12 protein-coding genes are annotated in these 17,142 nt (G+C 62.4%); 5 read left to right on the top strand and 7 right to left on the bottom strand.

The window, feature by feature from the left end; all coding sequences use genetic code 11:
• Positions 1-102 precede the first annotated feature (102 nt).
• Positions 103-2,019: an ATP-binding cassette domain-containing protein gene (locus QMK50_RS04855; protein WP_095165638.1), complete on the bottom strand. Its 1,917-nt coding sequence runs from the start codon at positions 2,017-2,019 to the stop codon at positions 103-105.
• Between the two features lie 213 nt (positions 2,020-2,232).
• Between QMK50_RS04855 and QMK50_RS04860 the strand changes: the two genes are divergently transcribed.
• Positions 2,233-4,161 carry a transglycosylase SLT domain-containing protein gene (locus QMK50_RS04860; RefSeq protein WP_095165339.1) on the top strand — a complete coding sequence of 643 codons (1,929 nt, stop codon included), beginning with the start codon at positions 2,233-2,235 and terminating at the stop codon, positions 4,159-4,161.
• Between the two features lie 72 nt (positions 4,162-4,233).
• Here QMK50_RS04860 and QMK50_RS04865 read toward each other — a convergent pair whose 3' ends face one another.
• On the bottom strand, positions 4,234-5,292 hold the full coding sequence (locus QMK50_RS04865) for a Fic family protein (RefSeq protein WP_320332662.1): 1,059 nt from the start codon (positions 5,290-5,292) through the stop codon (positions 4,234-4,236).
• A 68-nt stretch (positions 5,293-5,360) separates the two neighbouring features.
• Positions 5,361-7,136 carry an ABC transporter transmembrane domain-containing protein gene (locus tag QMK50_RS04870; protein WP_320332663.1) on the bottom strand — a complete coding sequence of 592 codons (1,776 nt, stop codon included), beginning with the start codon at positions 7,134-7,136 and terminating at the stop codon, positions 5,361-5,363.
• 260 nt (positions 7,137-7,396) lie between these two features.
• On the opposite strand from QMK50_RS04870, the gene QMK50_RS04875 reads away from it, so the two are divergent.
• Complete coding sequence (locus tag QMK50_RS04875) at positions 7,397-7,576, top strand: PA1571 family protein (RefSeq protein ID WP_095165344.1); 180 nt, start codon at positions 7,397-7,399, stop codon at positions 7,574-7,576.
• Between the two features lie 63 nt (positions 7,577-7,639).
• On the opposite strand, the gene pdxB is transcribed toward QMK50_RS04875, so the two are convergent.
• On the bottom strand, positions 7,640-8,782 hold the full coding sequence (pdxB, locus tag QMK50_RS04880; protein WP_320332664.1) for a 4-phosphoerythronate dehydrogenase PdxB: 1,143 nt from the start codon (positions 8,780-8,782) through the stop codon (positions 7,640-7,642).
• A gap of 148 nt (positions 8,783-8,930) precedes the next feature.
• Here pdxB and QMK50_RS04885 point away from each other — a divergent pair, with 148 nt between their 5' ends.
• Positions 8,931-10,346, top strand: a complete 1,416-nt coding sequence (locus QMK50_RS04885) for an MATE family efflux transporter (RefSeq protein ID WP_159997051.1) — start codon at positions 8,931-8,933, stop codon at positions 10,344-10,346.
• Positions 10,347-10,422: 76 nt separating this feature from the next.
• Here the strand turns inward: QMK50_RS04885 and tusA are convergent, their stop codons facing one another.
• Together tusA and rlmM are read right to left on the bottom strand one after the other, a co-directional pair.
• Positions 10,423-10,665 carry a sulfurtransferase TusA gene (gene tusA, locus QMK50_RS04890; protein WP_174244624.1) on the bottom strand — a complete coding sequence of 81 codons (243 nt, stop codon included), beginning with the start codon at positions 10,663-10,665 and terminating at the stop codon, positions 10,423-10,425.
• A gap of 116 nt (positions 10,666-10,781) precedes the next feature.
• Complete coding sequence (gene rlmM / locus QMK50_RS04895) at positions 10,782-11,855, bottom strand: 23S rRNA (cytidine(2498)-2'-O)-methyltransferase RlmM (protein WP_320332665.1); 1,074 nt, start codon at positions 11,853-11,855, stop codon at positions 10,782-10,784.
• Between the two features lie 198 nt (positions 11,856-12,053).
• On the opposite strand from rlmM, the gene acnA reads away from it, so the two are divergent.
• On the top strand, positions 12,054-14,795 hold the full coding sequence (gene acnA, locus QMK50_RS04900; RefSeq protein ID WP_320332666.1) for an aconitate hydratase AcnA: 2,742 nt from the start codon (positions 12,054-12,056) through the stop codon (positions 14,793-14,795).
• Between the two features lie 43 nt (positions 14,796-14,838).
• Here acnA and QMK50_RS04905 read toward each other — a convergent pair whose 3' ends face one another.
• Positions 14,839-15,021, bottom strand: a complete 183-nt coding sequence (locus QMK50_RS04905; protein ID WP_320332667.1) for a hypothetical protein — start codon at positions 15,019-15,021, stop codon at positions 14,839-14,841.
• Here QMK50_RS04905 and QMK50_RS04910 point away from each other — a divergent pair.
• Entirely contained in the window at positions 15,020-16,585 is a 1,566-nt protein-coding gene (locus tag QMK50_RS04910) for a methyl-accepting chemotaxis protein (RefSeq protein ID WP_159997057.1), read from the top strand. The two genes, QMK50_RS04905 and QMK50_RS04910, sit on opposite strands and share 2 nt — an antisense overlap.
• Positions 16,586-17,142 lie beyond the last annotated feature (557 nt).

The raw sequence follows: 17,142 nt of genomic DNA on the forward strand, positions 1-17,142 counted from the left end.
GCAAGCGGGCGCCCGCCCCTACAGAGGATCGTTTCGATCCTGCTGCATACAAAAAGCCCGGCACTCATCACTGAGCGCCGGGCTTTTTTATCGCAGGATCACTCAGGCATCCAGCTCGGCCCAACGCTCGACCATGACTTCCAGCTCAGCCTGCAACTGCTCCAGCTGGGCAATCACGGCCGCTGTCTCGGCAGCGGGACGCTGATAGAAACTGGCGTCGGCCATTTGCGCTTCAACTGCCGCAATCTGCTGTTCCATGGCTTCGATCTGCCCCGGCAGGGCTTCGAGCTCACGCTGCAACTTGTAGCTGAGCTTCTTCTTGGCCGCTGGAGCTTCCACCGCTGCCGCTGGCGCAGGCGCCGCAGCGACCACGGCCGAGTTCAGGTCAGCCTTGCCGGATTTGCTCTCGGTCACGCCCAGCAGACGTGGCGAGCCACCCTGGCGCAGCCAGTCCTGGTATCCGCCAACATATTCACGCACCTTGCCTTCGCCTTCGAAGACCAGAGTGCTGGTCACCACGTTGTCGAGGAATGCCCGGTCGTGACTGACCATCAGCACGGTGCCGTTGAAGGTCAGCAGGACCTCTTCCAGCAGTTCGAGGGTTTCCACGTCCAGGTCGTTGGTCGGTTCGTCGAGCACCAGCAGGTTGGCTGGCTTGCTGAACAACTTGGCCAGCAACAGACGGGCACGCTCGCCCCCGGACAGCGCCTTGACCGGCGTGCGGGCACGCTGCGGGCTGAACAGGAAGTCGCCGAGGTAGCTCAGCACGTGGCGGCTCTGACCGTCGATATCGATGAAATCGCGACCTTCGGCGACGTTGTCGATCACCGTCTTTTCCAGGTCCAACTGGTGGCGCAACTGGTCGAAGTAAGCCACGTCGATGCGCGTACCCTCTTCCACTTTGCCGCTGGTCGGTTGCAGACCGTTGAGCATCAGCTTGAGCAAGGTGGTCTTGCCGGTACCGTTGGCGCCGAGCAGGCCGATACGGTCGCCGCGCGTCAGGACCATCGAGAAATCCTTGATCAGGAACGGGCCACCCGGGTGAGCAAAACTCACGTTCTCGAGGACCATCACCTGCTTGCCGGATTTGTCAGCGGTGTCCAGCTGGATGTTCGCCTTGCCGGTACGCTCACGACGCTCGCTGCGCTCAACACGCAGGGCCTTGAGGGCACGCACGCGGCCTTCGTTACGGGTGCGACGGGCCTTGATGCCCTGGCGGATCCAGACTTCTTCCTGGGCCAGTTTTTTGTCGAACAGCGCGTTGGCGGTCTCTTCGGCCGCCAGCGTGGCTTCCTTGTGCACCAGGAAGCTGGCGTAGTCGCCGTTCCAGTCGATCAGCCCGCCGCGATCCAGTTCGAGGATGCGGGTGGCAAGGTTCTGCAGGAATGAACGGTCGTGCGTGATGAACAGCACGGCGCCCTGGAAATCCTTCAGGGCTTCTTCAAGCCAGGCAATCGCACCGATGTCCAGGTGGTTGGTTGGTTCGTCGAGCAGCAGCAGGTCCGGCTCGGAAACCAGGGCCTGCGCCAGCAGGACGCGACGACGCCAGCCGCCGGACAATTCGGCGAGGGTCTTGTCGGCAGGCAATTGCAGACGGCTCAGGGTGCTGTCGACCAATTGCTGCAAGCGCCAGCCGTCACGGGCTTCGAGGTCGTGCTGGACGTGCATCAGCTTGTCCAGGTCGGCATCGGTAACGATGTTCTGGCTCAGGTGATGGTACTGCGCGAGCAGTTCGCCAACACCGTCCAGACCTTCGGCGACCACGTCGAACACGGTCCGCTCGTCGGCCACCGGCAATTCTTGCGGCAATTCGCCGATCTTGAGGCCAGGTGCGCGCCAGACGGAGCCGTCATCGGGCTTCTGATCGCCCTTGACCAGCTTCATCATGCTGGACTTGCCTGTGCCGTTGCGGCCGATGATGCACACCCGCTCACCACGGGCGATCTGCCAGGACACCTTGTCCAACAACGGCATAGAGCCGAAAGCAAGGGACACATCGCTGAATTTGAGCAGGGTCATGAGCTTCTCCAAAAACTGGGCGCGCATTCTACCTGACTTGAGGCGTCAGAAGGCTGGCATTTTCACTGAAGGAGCACTCTGCACATTAATTGTTGCGAACTTGTGCCGGCGGGCCGGCAAAGCTTTCACCCGTTGCTGGCAAAAGGCTAAGCTACAGATAATCAGTGCTGGCACCTGCTGGCACTTGTCATGATTTCTCTGCCCGGATGTCTCATGCGCAGTCGCCTCTTCAGCTTTTTATCCTGTCTGCTTCTTTCTGCCACAGCCGTTCAATCCGCCCAGGCAGTGGACCTGTCCACCCAACGCCAGTATTACGATGAAGCCAAGCGCGCCCTGGCCAAGGGTGACACTGGCCCGTACTTTCGCTACAGCCAGGCCCTCGCCGACTACCCGCTGGAGCCCTACCTGGCGTATGACGAGCTGACCGCCCGCCTGAAAAGCGCGAGCAACGCCGAAATCGAGAAATTCCTCGCCGAACACGGCGACCTGCCCCAGGCCAACTGGATGAAGCTGCGCTGGTTGCGCTGGCTGGCCGATCGCGGGGACTGGGCGACCTTCCAGAAATACTACGACCCCAAGCTCAACTTCACCGAGCTGGACTGTCTCAACGCGCAGTACCAGATCAGCCACAACCTCAAGGCTGAAGGCTACGCCAACACCGAAAAACTCTGGTTGACCGGCAAATCCCAGCCGGCCGCATGCGACGCCCTGTTCGGCATGTGGGCGGCCCAAGGCCAACTCACCGAACAGAAACGCTGGGAACGCGCCAAGCTGGCCGCCCAGGCGCGTAACTACGCGCTGGCCAACAGCCTGGTCAGCAGCATGACCACCTTGGCACCCCGCGGCCGCCTACTGGTGGACGTGGCGCAGAAACCCGAACTGCTGAACCAGCCATCGCGCTTCACCCCGGCGGATGAGCCCATGGCCGATGTGGTCAGCCTGGGCCTGCGTCGCCTGGCCCGCCAGGACCCGGAAAAGGCCATGGCCCTGCTCGATGGTTATGCCGCCAGCATGCATTTTTCCCGCGATGAAAAAGTCGCGATTGCCCGCGAGATCGGCCTGACCCTGGCCCGCCGCTTCGACAGCCGCGCCCTGGACGTGATGACCAAATACGACCCAGAACTGCGCGACAACACCGTGTCCGAATGGCGCCTGCGCCTGCTGTTGCGCCTGGCCCGCTGGGACGACGCCTATCAGCTGACCCGGCGCCTGCCGCAAGACCTGGCCACCACCAATCGCTGGCGCTACTGGCAGGCCCGCAGCCTGGAACTGGCACAACCGCAGAACCCGGAAGCGCAGACCCTGTACCGCAACCTCGCCCGTGAGCGGGACTTCTACGGCTTCCTCGCCGCCGACCGCTCGCAGTCTGCGTACTCGCTGAACAACAAGCCCCTGGTGATGAGCCAGGCTTTGATCAATAAAGTGCGCAACACCCCCGGCGTGCGCCGCGCCCTGGAATTCCATGCCCGCGGGCAGATCGTCGACGGCCGCCGCGAGTGGTACCACGTCAGTCGCCACTTCAACCGCGACGAAATGGTCGCCCAGGCCAAGCTGGCCTACGACTTGAAATGGTACTTCCCGGCCATCCGCACCATCAGCCAGGCGCAGTACTGGGACGACCTGGACATCCGTTTCCCGATGGCCCACCGCAACACCCTGGTCCGCGAAGCCAAGGTGCGTGGCCTGCACTCCAGCTGGGTGTTCGCCATTACCCGCCAGGAAAGCGCCTTCATGGATGACGCCCGCTCCGGCGTCGGCGCCAGCGGCCTGATGCAGTTGATGCCCGGTACCGCCAAGGAAACCGCGCGCAAGTTCAACATCCCCCTGGCCTCGCCCCAGCAAGTGCTGAATCCGGACACCAACATCCAGCTCGGCGCCGCGTACCTGAGCCAGGTCCACAGCCAGTTCAACGGCAACCGGGTACTCGCTTCTGCCGCCTACAACGCCGGCCCCGGCCGCGTGCGCCAATGGCTGCGTGGCGCCGATCACCTGAGCTTCGACGTCTGGGTAGAAAGCATCCCGTTCGACGAAACCCGCCAGTATGTGCAGAACGTGCTGTCTTATTCGGTGATCTACGGGCAGAAGCTCAACTCACCCCAGCCGCTGGTGGATTGGCATGAGCGCTATTTTGACGATCAGTAACCTTCCCGGCTGAAACAAAAAATGCCCGCATCATTGGATGCGGGCATTTTTTTGTACTTCGATAAACGTGCCTCACCTACCTCGCGTAACAGGACCAGAGCGTGCCGCGACCCTCTCGCCAAGCTCAGTCAGGCGATACCTTTGAGCAGGGTTGTTGGGCGAGTCCGGCTGAGTCATCTCGATCAAACCTGCCATCAATGCGGGCTTGAGGTAGTTAGCCCGGAATGTCGCTTTATGCGTCAATCCAACCTCAGCCATCAGTTCACTGATCTTCAGCGCTCCTGCCCCCGCCAGCACGCCCAACAGCCTGGCCACTTGGTCGGTGACTGGGTCGGTTACTGGATCGGTTACTGGGTCGGTTACTGGGTCGTTCAGGACGGCCTCGGCCAAGGCCAGGCTCAAAGACTGCAACATGAACTCGACAAAAGGTGTCGATTCGGCCATCCGATCGGCGGCGGACAAGGCCGCGTAATAAGCATCCTGTTGCTCGCGAATGACCGCCTCGACCGGCAGATAGGCCAGCACCGGCCGCCACTGACTGAGAATCAGGGTCTGCCACAGCCGCCCCATGCGTCCATTGCCGTCAGCGAAGGGATGAATGAATTCGAATTCGTAGTGAAAGACACAGCTGAGGATCAGCGGATGCCAATCGCTGGCATCCAGCCAGGCCAGCAAGTCATCGATCAGGGTTGCCACACGACTTGGTGGTGGAGCCATATGAACCAGTTGCTCGCCTCGGTAAATACCGACTCCCTCGCGGCGGAACCGACCACAGTCGTCGATCAAGCCCTGCATCAACAACTGGTGCGCCGACAGCAGATCGGTCCGACTGCTGGCACGCCACTGCGGCATGGACTCATAGGCCGCAAACGCGTTGCGCACCTCCTGAATCTCCCTGGGTAACCCCAGCACTCGCTGCCCCGCCAGCACCGCCGTCACTTGCGCGAGGCTGAGGGAATTGTTTTCGATGGCCAACGAAGCCTGAATAGTACGGATCCGGTTCCCGCGACGCAGTTGAGGGGTTTGCCGAGCTTCGTCCACTGCCGAAAGCTGACCGATCTGCTCGCTGATTTCAGCGATCAGCGTCAGAATTCTGGTGTTCAGGGTCAACGTGGGTTGATAGCGGCTCATTGGCGGATCCAGGTATTTCCTTGAGCCCGACATAATGCCCGAAGGCGGATGCATTCAGCAGCCTTCATTCATGACACCTCATGCCCATCACTGAACTGCAACGCTGCCAGCCGCGCGTACAACGCGTTGCTGCCGATCAGTTGCTGATGGGTGCCCACCGCCACCAGCTTGCCTTGGTCCATCACGGCGATCCGGTCGGCGTTTTTCACCGTGGCCAGGCGATGGGCGATGACCAGCGTGGTGCGGTTTTTCATCAGGCTGGGCAGGGCTTGCTGGATCAAGTGTTCGCTCTGCGCATCGAGGGCGCTGGTGGCCTCGTCCAGCAACAGGATCGGTGCGTCCACCAGCAAGGCGCGGGCGATGGCCAGGCGTTGCCGCTGACCACCGGAAAGCCCCAACCCGCCATCACCCAGGTGGGTCTGGTAGCCGGCGGGCATCTGCTCGATAAAGTCGTGGGCGTAGGCAATCCGCGCGGCCTCCTGGACCTGTGCCAGGGTTGCCTCGGGTTTGCCATAACGAATGTTCTCTTCAATGCTGCCAAAAAACAGCGCTGGGTTTTGTGAGACCAGGGCGAAGCAGCGCCGCAGATCCTGCGGGTCGAGCCGGGTCAGGTCGACGCCATCCAGCAGGATCTGCCCCTGCAGCGGGTCGTAGAAGCGCAGCAGCAGGTCATACACCGTCGACTTGCCCGCCCCCGAAGGCCCGACCAGCGCCAGGGTTTCGCCGGCGTTGATCCGCAGACTCAAACCGTCGACAGCGTAGCTTTGCGGGCGCGACGGGTAGCTAAAGCGCACCTCCTGCAGTTGCAACTCGCCGCGTACTCGCTCGGGCAAGGTCACCTGGCCACTGGGTGGCGGCTGGATGATGTTTTCCGAACGCAGCAACTCGGCAATCCGCTCGGCCGCACCGGCAGCCCGCTGCAATTCGCCAATCACCTCGCTCAGGGTGCCAAAGGCACCGCCGACGATCAGGCTGTAGAACACGAACGCCGCCAGTTCCCCAGCGCTGATGCGACCGGCGATCACGTCCATGCCACCCACCCAGAGCATGACCCCGACTGCGCCGAGCACCAGGATGATCACCAACGTGATCAGCCAGGCACGCTGCAGAATGCGTTTGCGCGCGGTGTCGAACGCCTGCTCCACCGTGGCCGCGAAACGCTGCTCGTCCTGGGCCTGATGGTTGTAGGCCTGGACAGTCTTGATCTGGCCCAGGGTCTCAGCGACATAGCTGCCGACATCGGCTATCCGGTCCTGGCTCAGGCGCGACAGGCTGCGTACGCGCCGGCCGAAAATCAGGATCGGTGCCAGCACCAGCGGCAGCGCCACCACCACAATGCTGGTCAACTTGGGGTTGGTGATGAACAGCAGCACGATGCCGCCGATCACCATCAAGGCATTGCGCAAGAACAGCGACAGCGACGAACCGATCACCGATTGCAGCAAGGTGGTGTCGGCGGTCAGGCGCGACTGGATCTCGGAACTGCGGTTGTCCTCGTAAAACCCGGGATGCAGGTAGATCAGGTGGTTGAACACCTGCCGACGGATGTCCGCCACGCAGCGCTCGCCAATCCACGACACCAGGTAAAAGCGGGTGAAGGTGCCGATCGCCAGACCCACCACCAGCAGCAGGAACAGGCCGATGCTCTGGTTGAGCAGGTGCGGCGACTGGGTCATGAAACCCTGGTCCACCAACAACCGAATGCCCTGCCCCATGGACAGGGTAATGCCGGCAGTGACGATCAGCGCCAGCAAGGCACCTAACGCCTGCCAGCGATAGGGCGCAATAAAACGCAGGGACAAACGAATCGCGCGACGGTGGCGGGCTGACAGCATCAGGATCATCCAAAAGGGCCGACTGAAAGAATTAACGCGGGCCAGCGTACACCGGTCAATTCAAGGGAACTTGGGTAAATCGTAATCAGTCGGATTGAATATGACCTGTAACAATAGAGCCTAGATGCTATCGGTCTAAAGTCCGGCTGGAAGTTGAAGAGTATTTCTGGTGGAGTGGAGATACCGCCTGATCGGCCTGTGTAGAGCTGTCACAGCGTGGTCACCTGGCGGATCTAGAGTAAGCGCACAACCTGATGAGGAGACAGGCCATGTCCTTGCAACACAGCAGCGATGACAAGATTCAAGTGATCCGCACGCAGCCGCACCAGTCTCTAGGGTGCGCCATTATTGACGCCCAAGGCCGCGAAGTACCGATCACTGAAGACATGATCCAGAGCGCATGCCGCGAGCTGGAACAGCGATTGGTCAAGCCTGCCGAACAAAAGTGACATATAGCCTGATGTCTTCGAACCCGGCCCGCCTAGGCCGGGTTTTTTATCGCCGCGATTACGCTATACCGCCTGCGCACCCAAGGCTGCCACGATCTGTCGCAACTCAGGCGCCTGACCCTCGATCTGCACGCGCAGCCCGTCAATCTCACGGCGCTGCGGGTAGTGCTTGCGCAACAGGTCAAATGCCGTGCGCTGCTCAGCGCCGCTGACCACCAGGCTGCGACGAAAATCCGCATCGTCGCGACGCGGGTCGTACACCCCACGGCAGAGCATCGCCAAGGCCCAGGCCGGATCACTGCTGGCGCTCAGGCTGACCTGCGCCAGCCAGGGGGCAGGTAGCAGTTGGTCCAGCGACACAGTCGCAGGCTGGCCAAGGAACTGGCACAACGCCTGATAGATCTGCGCAGTGCCTCGCTGTTTGCCATCGAGGCTGTAGCCGGCGATATGCGGGGTGGCAATCACGCACAGTTCGGCGAGGGCGATATCGACACTCGGCTCGCCTTCCCAGACGTCCAGTACCGCTTGCAGGTCTTCGCGCTCCAGCAGCACTTCACGCAGTGCCTGGTTGTCCACCACCGGGCCGCGACTGGCATTGATCAGCCAGGCACCCGGCTTGAGTTGCTCCAGGCGCTGGCGATCAAACAGGTGCCGGGTCGATTGCTCGCCGGACGAGGTCAAAGGAGTGTGCAGGCTGATCACGTCGCATTGCGCGATGACTTGCTCAAGGCTGGCGTAATCGCCTCCCTCGCTTGCCTGGCGCGGTGGGTCGCAGACCAGCACCTTCCAGCCCAGGCCTTGCAGCACCTTGACCAGCCGCCCACCCACTTCGCCAGCCCCGACCACCCCATAGGTGCGCTCGGCCAGTGCTACGCCTTCGATCTCGGCGAGGGTCAGCAAGCTACCCAGCACATAGTCGACCACCCCACGGGCATTGCAGCCCGGGGCGCTGGACCAACCGATATTGGCCTCGGCAAAGTAATCGAGGTCCAGGTGATCGGTGCCAATGGTGCAGGTGCCGACAAACCGCACCTTGCTGCCTTGCAGCAGATCGCGACTGACGTTGGTCACCGAGCGCACCAGCAGAACATCGGCCTGCTCGACAGTGGCGCGATCAATGGAGCGGCCCGGCACGCGGCGGATTTCGCCGAAACCTTCGAAGAAGGCATCGAGCAGCGGAATATTTTCGTCAGCAACAATCAGCATGGCAGGCTCCTTTGGCGGACCGGCAGTGTAGCTCAGCTCCCGCCAGAGGCGGCGATTACAAATCCGCAACACTGGAGTTTTCCTGACTGCTGCGTCAGGGCGTAGAATGCGCCGCCTTGCGCATCAAAACCCTTTGGACGCTTCGCCTGTGAACTCCGTGACTGACAGCACCGCCGCTACTGCCCCGCCCCGCACAACCCCGGTTCGCCTGGAGCTCAAAGGCCTGCTCGGCCTGGCCCTGCCGATCATGGTCGCGCAACTGGCCACTACCGCCATGGGGTTTGTCGATGCAGTGATGGCCGGCCGGGTCAGCCCACGGGACCTGGCGGCAGTGGCCCTGGGCAACTCGATCTGGATTCCGGTGTACCTGTTGATGACCGGCGTCCTGCTGGCCACCACGCCCAAGGTCGCCCAGCGTTTTGGCGCCGGACAATTCGAGCAGATCGGCCCACTGACCCGCCAGGCCCTGTGGCTGGCGCTGGTCGTCGGATTGCTGGGCAGCGGCCTGTTGCTCAGCGCCGAGCCGATCCTGCACTGGATGAAAGTCGACCCGCTGCTGATCGACCCGAGCATGGGCTACCTGCAGGGCATCGCCTTCGGTTTTCCGGGCATCGCCTTCTACTACGTACTGCGCTGCTACAGCGACGGCATGGGTCGCACCCGCCCGAGCATGGCCATCGGCCTGAGCGGCCTGCTGCTCAACATCCCGCTCAACTATGCGCTGATCTACGGCCACTTCGGCCTGCCGGCCATGGGCGGCGTTGGCTGCGGCTGGGCCAGTGGCATCGTGATGTGGTTCATGGCCTTGAGCATGGCCGGCTGGACCCGCTGGGCGCCCTTCTATGCCCGCACCCGGGTGCTGGTGCGGATCGATTGGCCGCAGTGGGCAGTGATCAAGCGCCTGATCGGCATCGGCCTGCCGATCGGCATCGCGGTATTCGCCGAATCGAGCATCTTCGCGGTCATCGCCCTGCTGATCGGCAGCCTCGGCTCGACCGTGGTGGCCGGGCACCAGATCGCGCTGAACATCAGCTCGCTGCTGTTCATGATTCCCTACTCGCTGGGCATGGCGGTCACGGTTCGGGTCGGCCAGGCACTGGGTGCCGGCAATCCCTACCAGGCGCGTTTCGCGGCGAAGGTCGGGCTGGGTGCAGCTCTGGTGTTCGCGGCATTCTCGGCGAGCCTGATCCTGCTGCTGCGCGAACCCATCGCCTCGATCTACACCCCTGACCAGAGCGTGATCCAGATCGCCTCGATGCTGATCGTGTATGCCGCGCTGTACCAGTTCTCCGACGCGATCCAGGTGATCTGCGCCGGTGCGCTACGAGGCTATCAGGACACCCGGGTGACGATGATCCTGACCCTGTTCGCCTATTGGGGCATCGGCCTGCCGGTGGGTTACGTACTGGGACTGACCGACTGGTTCGGCCCCGCCAGCGGCCCGAGCGGGTTATGGGAAGGACTGATCGCCGGCCTGAGCTGCGCAGCGCTGATGCTGTCGATCCGCCTGGTGCGCAGTGCCCGCAAGCGGATTCGTATTCACCAGCGCACCCCGGCCGTGTAGGAGCGGGTGCCCGCTTGCGGCTTGCTCGCGATGGACGTCAACGCAAACGCGTACTTGTGGCTGCCCCAAACGCCGATCAACCGGACTTCTTGCGAATCCAGTACAGGTAGGTGCCGCCATCCTCATGTTGACCGACCAGCTCATGGTCGAGAAACACGCAGAACTTGGGAATGTCGCGACGGGTCGAGGGGTCCGTGGCGATCACCTTGAGCAGGCCGCCCGGGACCAGGTCGCGAATGTGTTGGTGGAGCATCATCACCGGTTCCGGACAGTTCAGGCCGGTGGCGTCAAGGGTGCCGTCAACCGGCGTATGGATCAATTCACTCATGTCTGACTCCTGAAACAGGCCGGCATTGTCGCGCAAAGCCGGGGCCCCCGTCAGCTATGGCATAACACCATTACTGTGCCAGCGCCCACGCTCGCGACGGGCCCCACTCAACGGGACCTGGTTTTCTTCACATCATGGCGACGCAAATGGCAGGTTACTTCCTCGCGGTCGTGATACAGCTGCTTGCAGCCGATGTCGACCCGGATCCCGCGGGCCTTGAAACCTTCCGCGATGCGCTCGAGCAGGCGCTTCACTTCGGCATAACGCTGCTTCATCGGCAGCTTGAGGTTGACCACCGCTTCGCGGCAATGCCCGTCACCGATCCACTCTTCCAGCATCGCCGCGTTACGCGCCGGTTTCTCGACGATGTCGCAGACCATCCAGTCCACCGGCTGCTTGGGCTTGAAGGTGAAGCCGTCGGCCATCAAATGCTGTACCAGCCCGGTATCCATCAGGCTTTGCGCCATCGGCCCGTTGTCGATGGCCGTCACCAGCATGCCCCGATTGACCAGTTGCCAGGTCCAGCCACCCGGTGCGGCACCCAGGTCGACACCGGTCATGTCGCTGTGCAAGCGCTCATCCCACTGATCGCGCGGGATGAAGTGGTGCCAGGCCTCTTCCAGTTTCAGGGTCGAGCGGCTTGGCGCTTCGCGGGGAAACTTCAGGCGCGGAATACCCATCGGCCACATCGCCGAGTTGTTGGCTTCAGCCAGCCCCATGAACACTTCGCGCCCACTTTTGAAGGTCAGCAGCAAACGTGGCTTGAGCGGGTCTTCCACCAACTTGCCAGCCGCGATGAGGGCCTTGCGCAAATGGCCTTCGAATTTCTTGCAGAAGTTCGACAGCTCCTTGCCGTCATTGGTATCGACCATTTCCAGCCACAGGCTGCCGCACACCGGGAACTGCGCCAGGTGGGCGAGGATCACACTGATGCGATCGGTTTCCGGCAGGTCGATGAAGATCCCGCGTGCCCATTGCCGCGGGAAGATCAACTGGGCAAAACGCTGGCCGCGCATCAAGCGCTCGGCGCCGTCTTCCTCGGTGCAGACGAACTCGGCGCAGGCGCTGGCGGTTTTCGCCTTGGCGTAGCCGGCCACGTTCAAACGCGCGGCATGTTCGGCGATCTCCGAGCAGACTTCACCTTCGAAGCCCGGCCGGCAATGCATAAAGAGGATGTTCATTAAATCTCCTGGGCAAGTGCGCGCAAACTTGCCCTGTAGCAAAGCCTGTCACGAAAACCGGCGCATGATAACTGACTTCGGAACCCTGGACCCGCCCATAGAGTCCAGTAATTAGCCAGCTACTTAAAACAGAGCTAGGTTTAATGCTCTGTCCGTCCCGTCAGTCCGTAGCCGTGCGGACCCAAAGGAGTCATTTCAATGCCGTCCCTCGATAGCCTGAAAACCCTTAGCACCCTGCAAGTCGACGACAAGACCTATCACTACTTCAGCTTGCCGACGGCTGCCAAAGCCCTGGGCAACCTCGACCAGCTGCCGATGTCGCTCAAGGTACTGCTGGAAAACCTGCTGCGCTGGGAGGATGGGAAAACCGTCACCGGCGCCGATCTCAAGGCCCTCGCCGGCTGGCTCAAGGAGCGGCGCAGCGACCGGGAAATCCAGTACCGCCCGGCGCGGGTATTGATGCAAGACTTTACCGGAGTGCCGGCGGTGGTCGACCTGGCCGCCATGCGTGCCGCCATGGCCAAGGCCGGCGGCGACCCACAGCGGATCAATCCGCTGTCGCCGGTGGACCTGGTGATCGACCACTCAGTGATGGTCGACAAATTTGCCAGCAGCAGCGCATTCGAAGAGAACGTCGACATCGAAATGCAGCGCAATGGCGAACGTTATGCCTTCTTGCGCTGGGGCCAGAGCGCCTTCGACAACTTCAGCGTGGTACCGCCGGGCACCGGCATCTGTCACCAGGTGAACCTCGAATACCTCGCACGCACGGTGTGGACCAAGGACGAGGACGGCCGTACCTATGCCTTCCCCGACACCCTGGTGGGCACCGACTCCCACACCACCATGATCAACGGCCTCGGAGTACTGGGCTGGGGTGTCGGCGGGATCGAGGCCGAAGCGGCGATGCTCGGCCAACCGGTGTCGATGCTGATTCCGGAGGTGATTGGCTTCAAGCTCACGGGCAAGCTCAAGGAGGGCATCACCGCCACCGACCTGGTGCTGACCGTGACCCAGATGCTGCGCAAAAAAGGCGTGGTGGGCAAATTCGTCGAGCTCTACGGCGACGGCCTGGCCGAACTGCCCCTGGCCGACCGAGCCACCATCGCCAACATGGCGCCGGAATACGGCGCGACCTGCGGCTTCTTCCCGGTGGACCAGGTAACGCTGGACTACCTGAGCCTGTCCGGCCGTCCGACTGCGGTGGTCAAACTGGTGGAGGCCTACAGCAAAGCCCAGGGCCTGTGGCGCCTGCCCGGCCAGGAACCGCTGTTCAGTGACAGCCTGGCGCTGGACATGGGCAGCGTCGAAGCCAGTCTCGCCGGACCAAAACGCCCGCAAGACCGGGTCTCGTTGCCCAATGTGGCCCAAGCCTTCAGCGATTTCCTCGGCCTGCAGGTCAAACCCACCAGTAAGGAAGAAGGCCGCCTGGAAAGTGAAGGCGGTGGCGGTGTGGCCGTAGGCAATGCCGACCTGGTCGGCGAGGCGGACTACCAATACGAGGGTCAGACCTATCGCCTGAAAAACGGCGCGGTAGTGATAGCCGCCATCACCTCCTGCACCAACACCTCAAATCCCAGCGTGATGATGGCCGCCGGGCTGGTAGCAAAAAAAGCCGTGGAAAAAGGCCTGCAGCGCAAACCCTGGGTCAAGAGCTCCCTGGCGCCCGGCTCCAAGGTCGTGACCGACTACTACAAGGCCGCCGGCCTGACCCAATACCTCGATCAACTGGGCTTTGCCCTGGTGGGTTACGGCTGCACCACCTGCATCGGCAACTCCGGCCCCTTGCCGGAGCCGATCGAAAAAGCCATCCAGGGCTCCGACCTCACCGTCGCTTCGGTGCTGTCGGGCAACCGCAACTTCGAAGGCCGGGTCCACCCCCTGGTGAAAACCAACTGGCTCGCCTCGCCACCGCTGGTGGTGGCCTATGCATTGGCCGGCACGGTGCGCATCGATATCAGCCGCGAGTCACTGGGCGACGACAAGGACGGTAACCCGGTGTACCTGCGCGACATCTGGCCTAGCACGCAAGAGATCGCCGAAGCGGTCAACCAGGTCAACACCGCGATGTTCCACAAGGAGTACGCCGAAGTGTTCGCCGGCGACGAGCAGTGGCAAGCCATCGAGGTGCCGCAAGCGGCTACCTACGTCTGGCAGCCAGACTCCACCTACATCCAGCACCCACCGTTCTTCGACCACATCGACGGCCCTCCGCCAGTGGTCGAGGACATCAGCCACGCCCGGGTACTGGCGCTGCTCGGCGACTCGGTGACCACCGACCACATCTCCCCCGCCGGCAACATCAAGGCCGACAGCCCGGCCGGCCGCTACCTGCGCGAGCAAGGGGTCGAGCCACGGGACTTCAACTCCTACGGCTCACGGCGCGGCAACCATGAAGTAATGATGCGCGGAACCTTCGCCAACATTCGCATCCGCAATGAAATGCTCGGCGGCGAAGAAGGCGGCAACACCCTGTATATCCCCACTGGCGAGAAAATGGCGATCTATGACGCGGCCATGCGCTACCAGGCCGCCGGCACGCCGCTGGTGGTGATCGCGGGGCAGGAATACGGCACCGGCTCCAGCCGCGACTGGGCGGCCAAGGGCACCAACCTGCTGGGGGTCAAGGCGGTGATCGCCGAAAGCTTCGAACGAATTCACCGCTCCAACCTGGTGGGCATGGGCGTCCTGCCGCTGCAGTTCAAGCTCGACCAGAACCGCAAGAGCCTGAACCTGACCGGCAAGGAAACCCTGAGCATCCAGGGGCTCAGCGGCGTGGAACTGACGCCACGGATGAACCTGCCCCTGATCATCACCCGCGAGGACGGCAGCCGCGAGAAAGTCGAAGTGCTGTGCCGGATCGACACCCTCAATGAAGTGGAGTACTTCAAGGCCGGGGGGATCCTGCACTACGTGTTGCGCCAGTTGATTGCCTCATAAGGGCAGCCCCGAGCGCTTTTCGGTGGGTACTCGCGCTGCCTTTTCAGCCGCGCGAGTACATGATTGGCAGGGCCAAAAACGCCTGCCTCAACCCGCAAGGGTTTATCTGACGGCAAATGACGCACCAGTCGTTTTGCGACGCAGCGCCGATTTCTTGAAAAAAAATTTCAATAATCCAGCGGGCTGGCCGAAACCCTGTCAAAGCCTTGCGGATTGAAAAAGCCATGCGTAATAACCAGCCCATCACTCAACGCGAACGGACCTTCCCGGCTCAGCAACGGTTGATTTCCACCACCGATGCCAAAGGCGTGATCAACTACTGCAACGACGCTTTTGTCGAGATCAGTGGGTTCTCCCGTGAAGAACTGATCCGTGCGCCGCACAATCTGGTCCGTCACCCCGACGTCCCGTCGGCGGTCTTCGCGCATATGTGGGGCACATTAAAACAAGGCCTGCCATGGATGGGCATTGTCAAGAATCGCTGCCAGAACGGTGACCATTACTGGGTCAACGCCTACGTGACCCCGGTATTCGACGGCAACCAGGTGATCGGCTACGAGTCAGTTCGGGTCAAGCCCACCGCCGAGCAGATCCGCCGCGCCGAGACCCTGTACCAGCGCATCAACCAGGGCAAGTCCGCCGTTCCCCAGCGTGACAAATGGCTGCCCGTGCTGCAGGACTGGCTGCCATTCATCCTGGTCAGCCAGTTGAGCTTCATGATCGGCGCCACCCTCAATTCGCAATGGGGCTTTGCCCTCGCTGCCGGCCTTTCGGTGCCGCTGGGCCTGCTGGGGCTGAGCTGGCAACAACGCGGTCTCAAGCGCCTGTTGCGCCTCGCCGAGCAGACCACCTCCGACCCGCTGATCGCCCAGATGTACACCGACAGCCGTGGCGCCCAGGCGCGCCTGGAGATGTCGATCCTCAGCCAGGAAGCCCGCTTGAAAACCTGCCTGACCCGCCTGCAGGACACCGCCGAGCACCTGACGGAGCAGGCACGTCAATCTGACCAACTGGCGCATAACAGCTCCACTGGCCTGGAACGTCAGCGCGTGGAAACCGAGCAGGTGGCCACCGCCGTCAACCAGATGGCCGCCACCACCCAGGAAGTGGCCAGCCACGTCCAGCGCACCGCAGACGCGACCCAGGAAGCCAACCGCCTGACCGGGCGTGGTCGCGATATCGCCGGGGAAACCCGCGACGCCATCCAGCGCCTGTCGGTAGTAGTCGGGGAAACCGGCCTGACGGTGACCCAACTGGCCAAGGACAGCGACGAAATCGGTGGTGTGGTCGATGTGATCAAAGGCATTGCCGACCAGACCAACCTGCTGGCCCTCAACGCCGCCATCGAAGCCGCCCGCGCCGGCGAAATGGGCCGGGGTTTTGCGGTGGTGGCCGACGAAGTCCGCCAACTGGCACAACGCACCAGCGAGTCGACCGGGCAGATCCACAGCCTGATCGCCAAGCTGCAGCAAACCGCCAGCACCGCCGTGCAAACCATGGAAGCCGGCCATCGCCAGGCCGAAGAAGGCGTGGCGCGGGTCCTTGAGGCAGACCAGGCCCTAGTGGGCATCAGCGAAGCGGTGGCCAATATCACCGACATGACCACTCAAATCGCCGCCGCCACCGAGGAGCAGAGCGCGGTGGCCGAAGAGATCAGCCGCAACATCAGCAACATTTCCGAACTGGCCGACCAGACCTCGGAACAGGCGCAGAACTCGGCCCTCCTCAGCGAAGAACTGACCCGGACCGCAAATACCCAGTATTCACTGGTGGAGCGCTTCAACCGCTGATTGCGATTGATCGCATGACCCTGGGGGAACGGGCTTGCCCCGGATGGCGGTGTGTCAGGGGCCATGAATGCTGGCTGTGCTGGCCCTATCGCGAGCAAGCTCGCTCCCACAGAGTCCTTTGTGTCCATATGGCATGCGGCACCCCGAGGACCGTAGGAGCAAGGCTTGCCGAGCTTTTGCGGCGTCCGTATTTGCTCCTGCCGATTGCCAGGTTTATCCCGGATGCTTGTGGGAGCGGGCTTGCCCGCGATGGTCTCGAGCACACCGCGCTCGTCCTGGATTTTCGCGTAATCGTTGACGTCCATCGCGGGCAAGCCCGCTCCCACAGAAATACTCCGACCAGAAAAGCAGGCAGGCCGGTAGGCCGCCTCGCCCGCCCTTACCACTCAGGCCGACCGGCAGGTCGCCGTGCTCTGGCTTTTGATCTTGATCTACCTGCCCCATCGGCAGGCACCGTAGCGAGGGGCCGTACGTCAGGGGACAGAGCCCTTGGTTACTTGGGGCCGGGCGGCGTTCCGCTTTTCCAAGTGACCCGCCGTAAGGGCGGAACCCTAAGT

It is taken from the genome of Pseudomonas sp. P5_152 (assembly GCF_033989915.1).
Classification (GTDB): domain Bacteria; phylum Pseudomonadota; class Gammaproteobacteria; order Pseudomonadales; family Pseudomonadaceae; genus Aquipseudomonas.

Bases quoted from the DNA above. Each gene is read 5' to 3' on its own strand.
- QMK50_RS04855 (WP_095165638.1), bottom strand. From the start codon at position 2,019: ATGACCCTGCTCAAATTCAGCGATGTGTCCCTTGCTTTCGGCTCTATG.
- QMK50_RS04860 (WP_095165339.1), top strand. From the start codon at position 2,233: ATGCGCAGTCGCCTCTTCAGCTTTTTATCCTGTCTGCTTCTTTCTGCC.
- QMK50_RS04865 (WP_320332662.1), bottom strand. From the start codon at position 5,292: ATGAGCCGCTATCAACCCACGTTGACCCTGAACACCAGAATTCTGACG.
- QMK50_RS04870 (WP_320332663.1), bottom strand. From the start codon at position 7,136: ATGATCCTGATGCTGTCAGCCCGCCACCGTCGCGCGATTCGTTTGTCC.
- QMK50_RS04875 (WP_095165344.1), top strand. From the start codon at position 7,397: ATGTCCTTGCAACACAGCAGCGATGACAAGATTCAAGTGATCCGCACG.
- pdxB (WP_320332664.1), bottom strand. From the start codon at position 8,782: ATGCTGATTGTTGCTGACGAAAATATTCCGCTGCTCGATGCCTTCTTC.
- rlmM (WP_320332665.1), bottom strand. From the start codon at position 11,855: ATGAACATCCTCTTTATGCATTGCCGGCCGGGCTTCGAAGGTGAAGTC.
- acnA (WP_320332666.1), top strand. From the start codon at position 12,054: ATGCCGTCCCTCGATAGCCTGAAAACCCTTAGCACCCTGCAAGTCGAC.
- QMK50_RS04910 (WP_159997057.1), top strand. From the start codon at position 15,020: ATGCGTAATAACCAGCCCATCACTCAACGCGAACGGACCTTCCCGGCT.
- QMK50_RS04905 (WP_320332667.1), bottom strand. From the start codon at position 15,021: ATGGCTTTTTCAATCCGCAAGGCTTTGACAGGGTTTCGGCCAGCCCGC.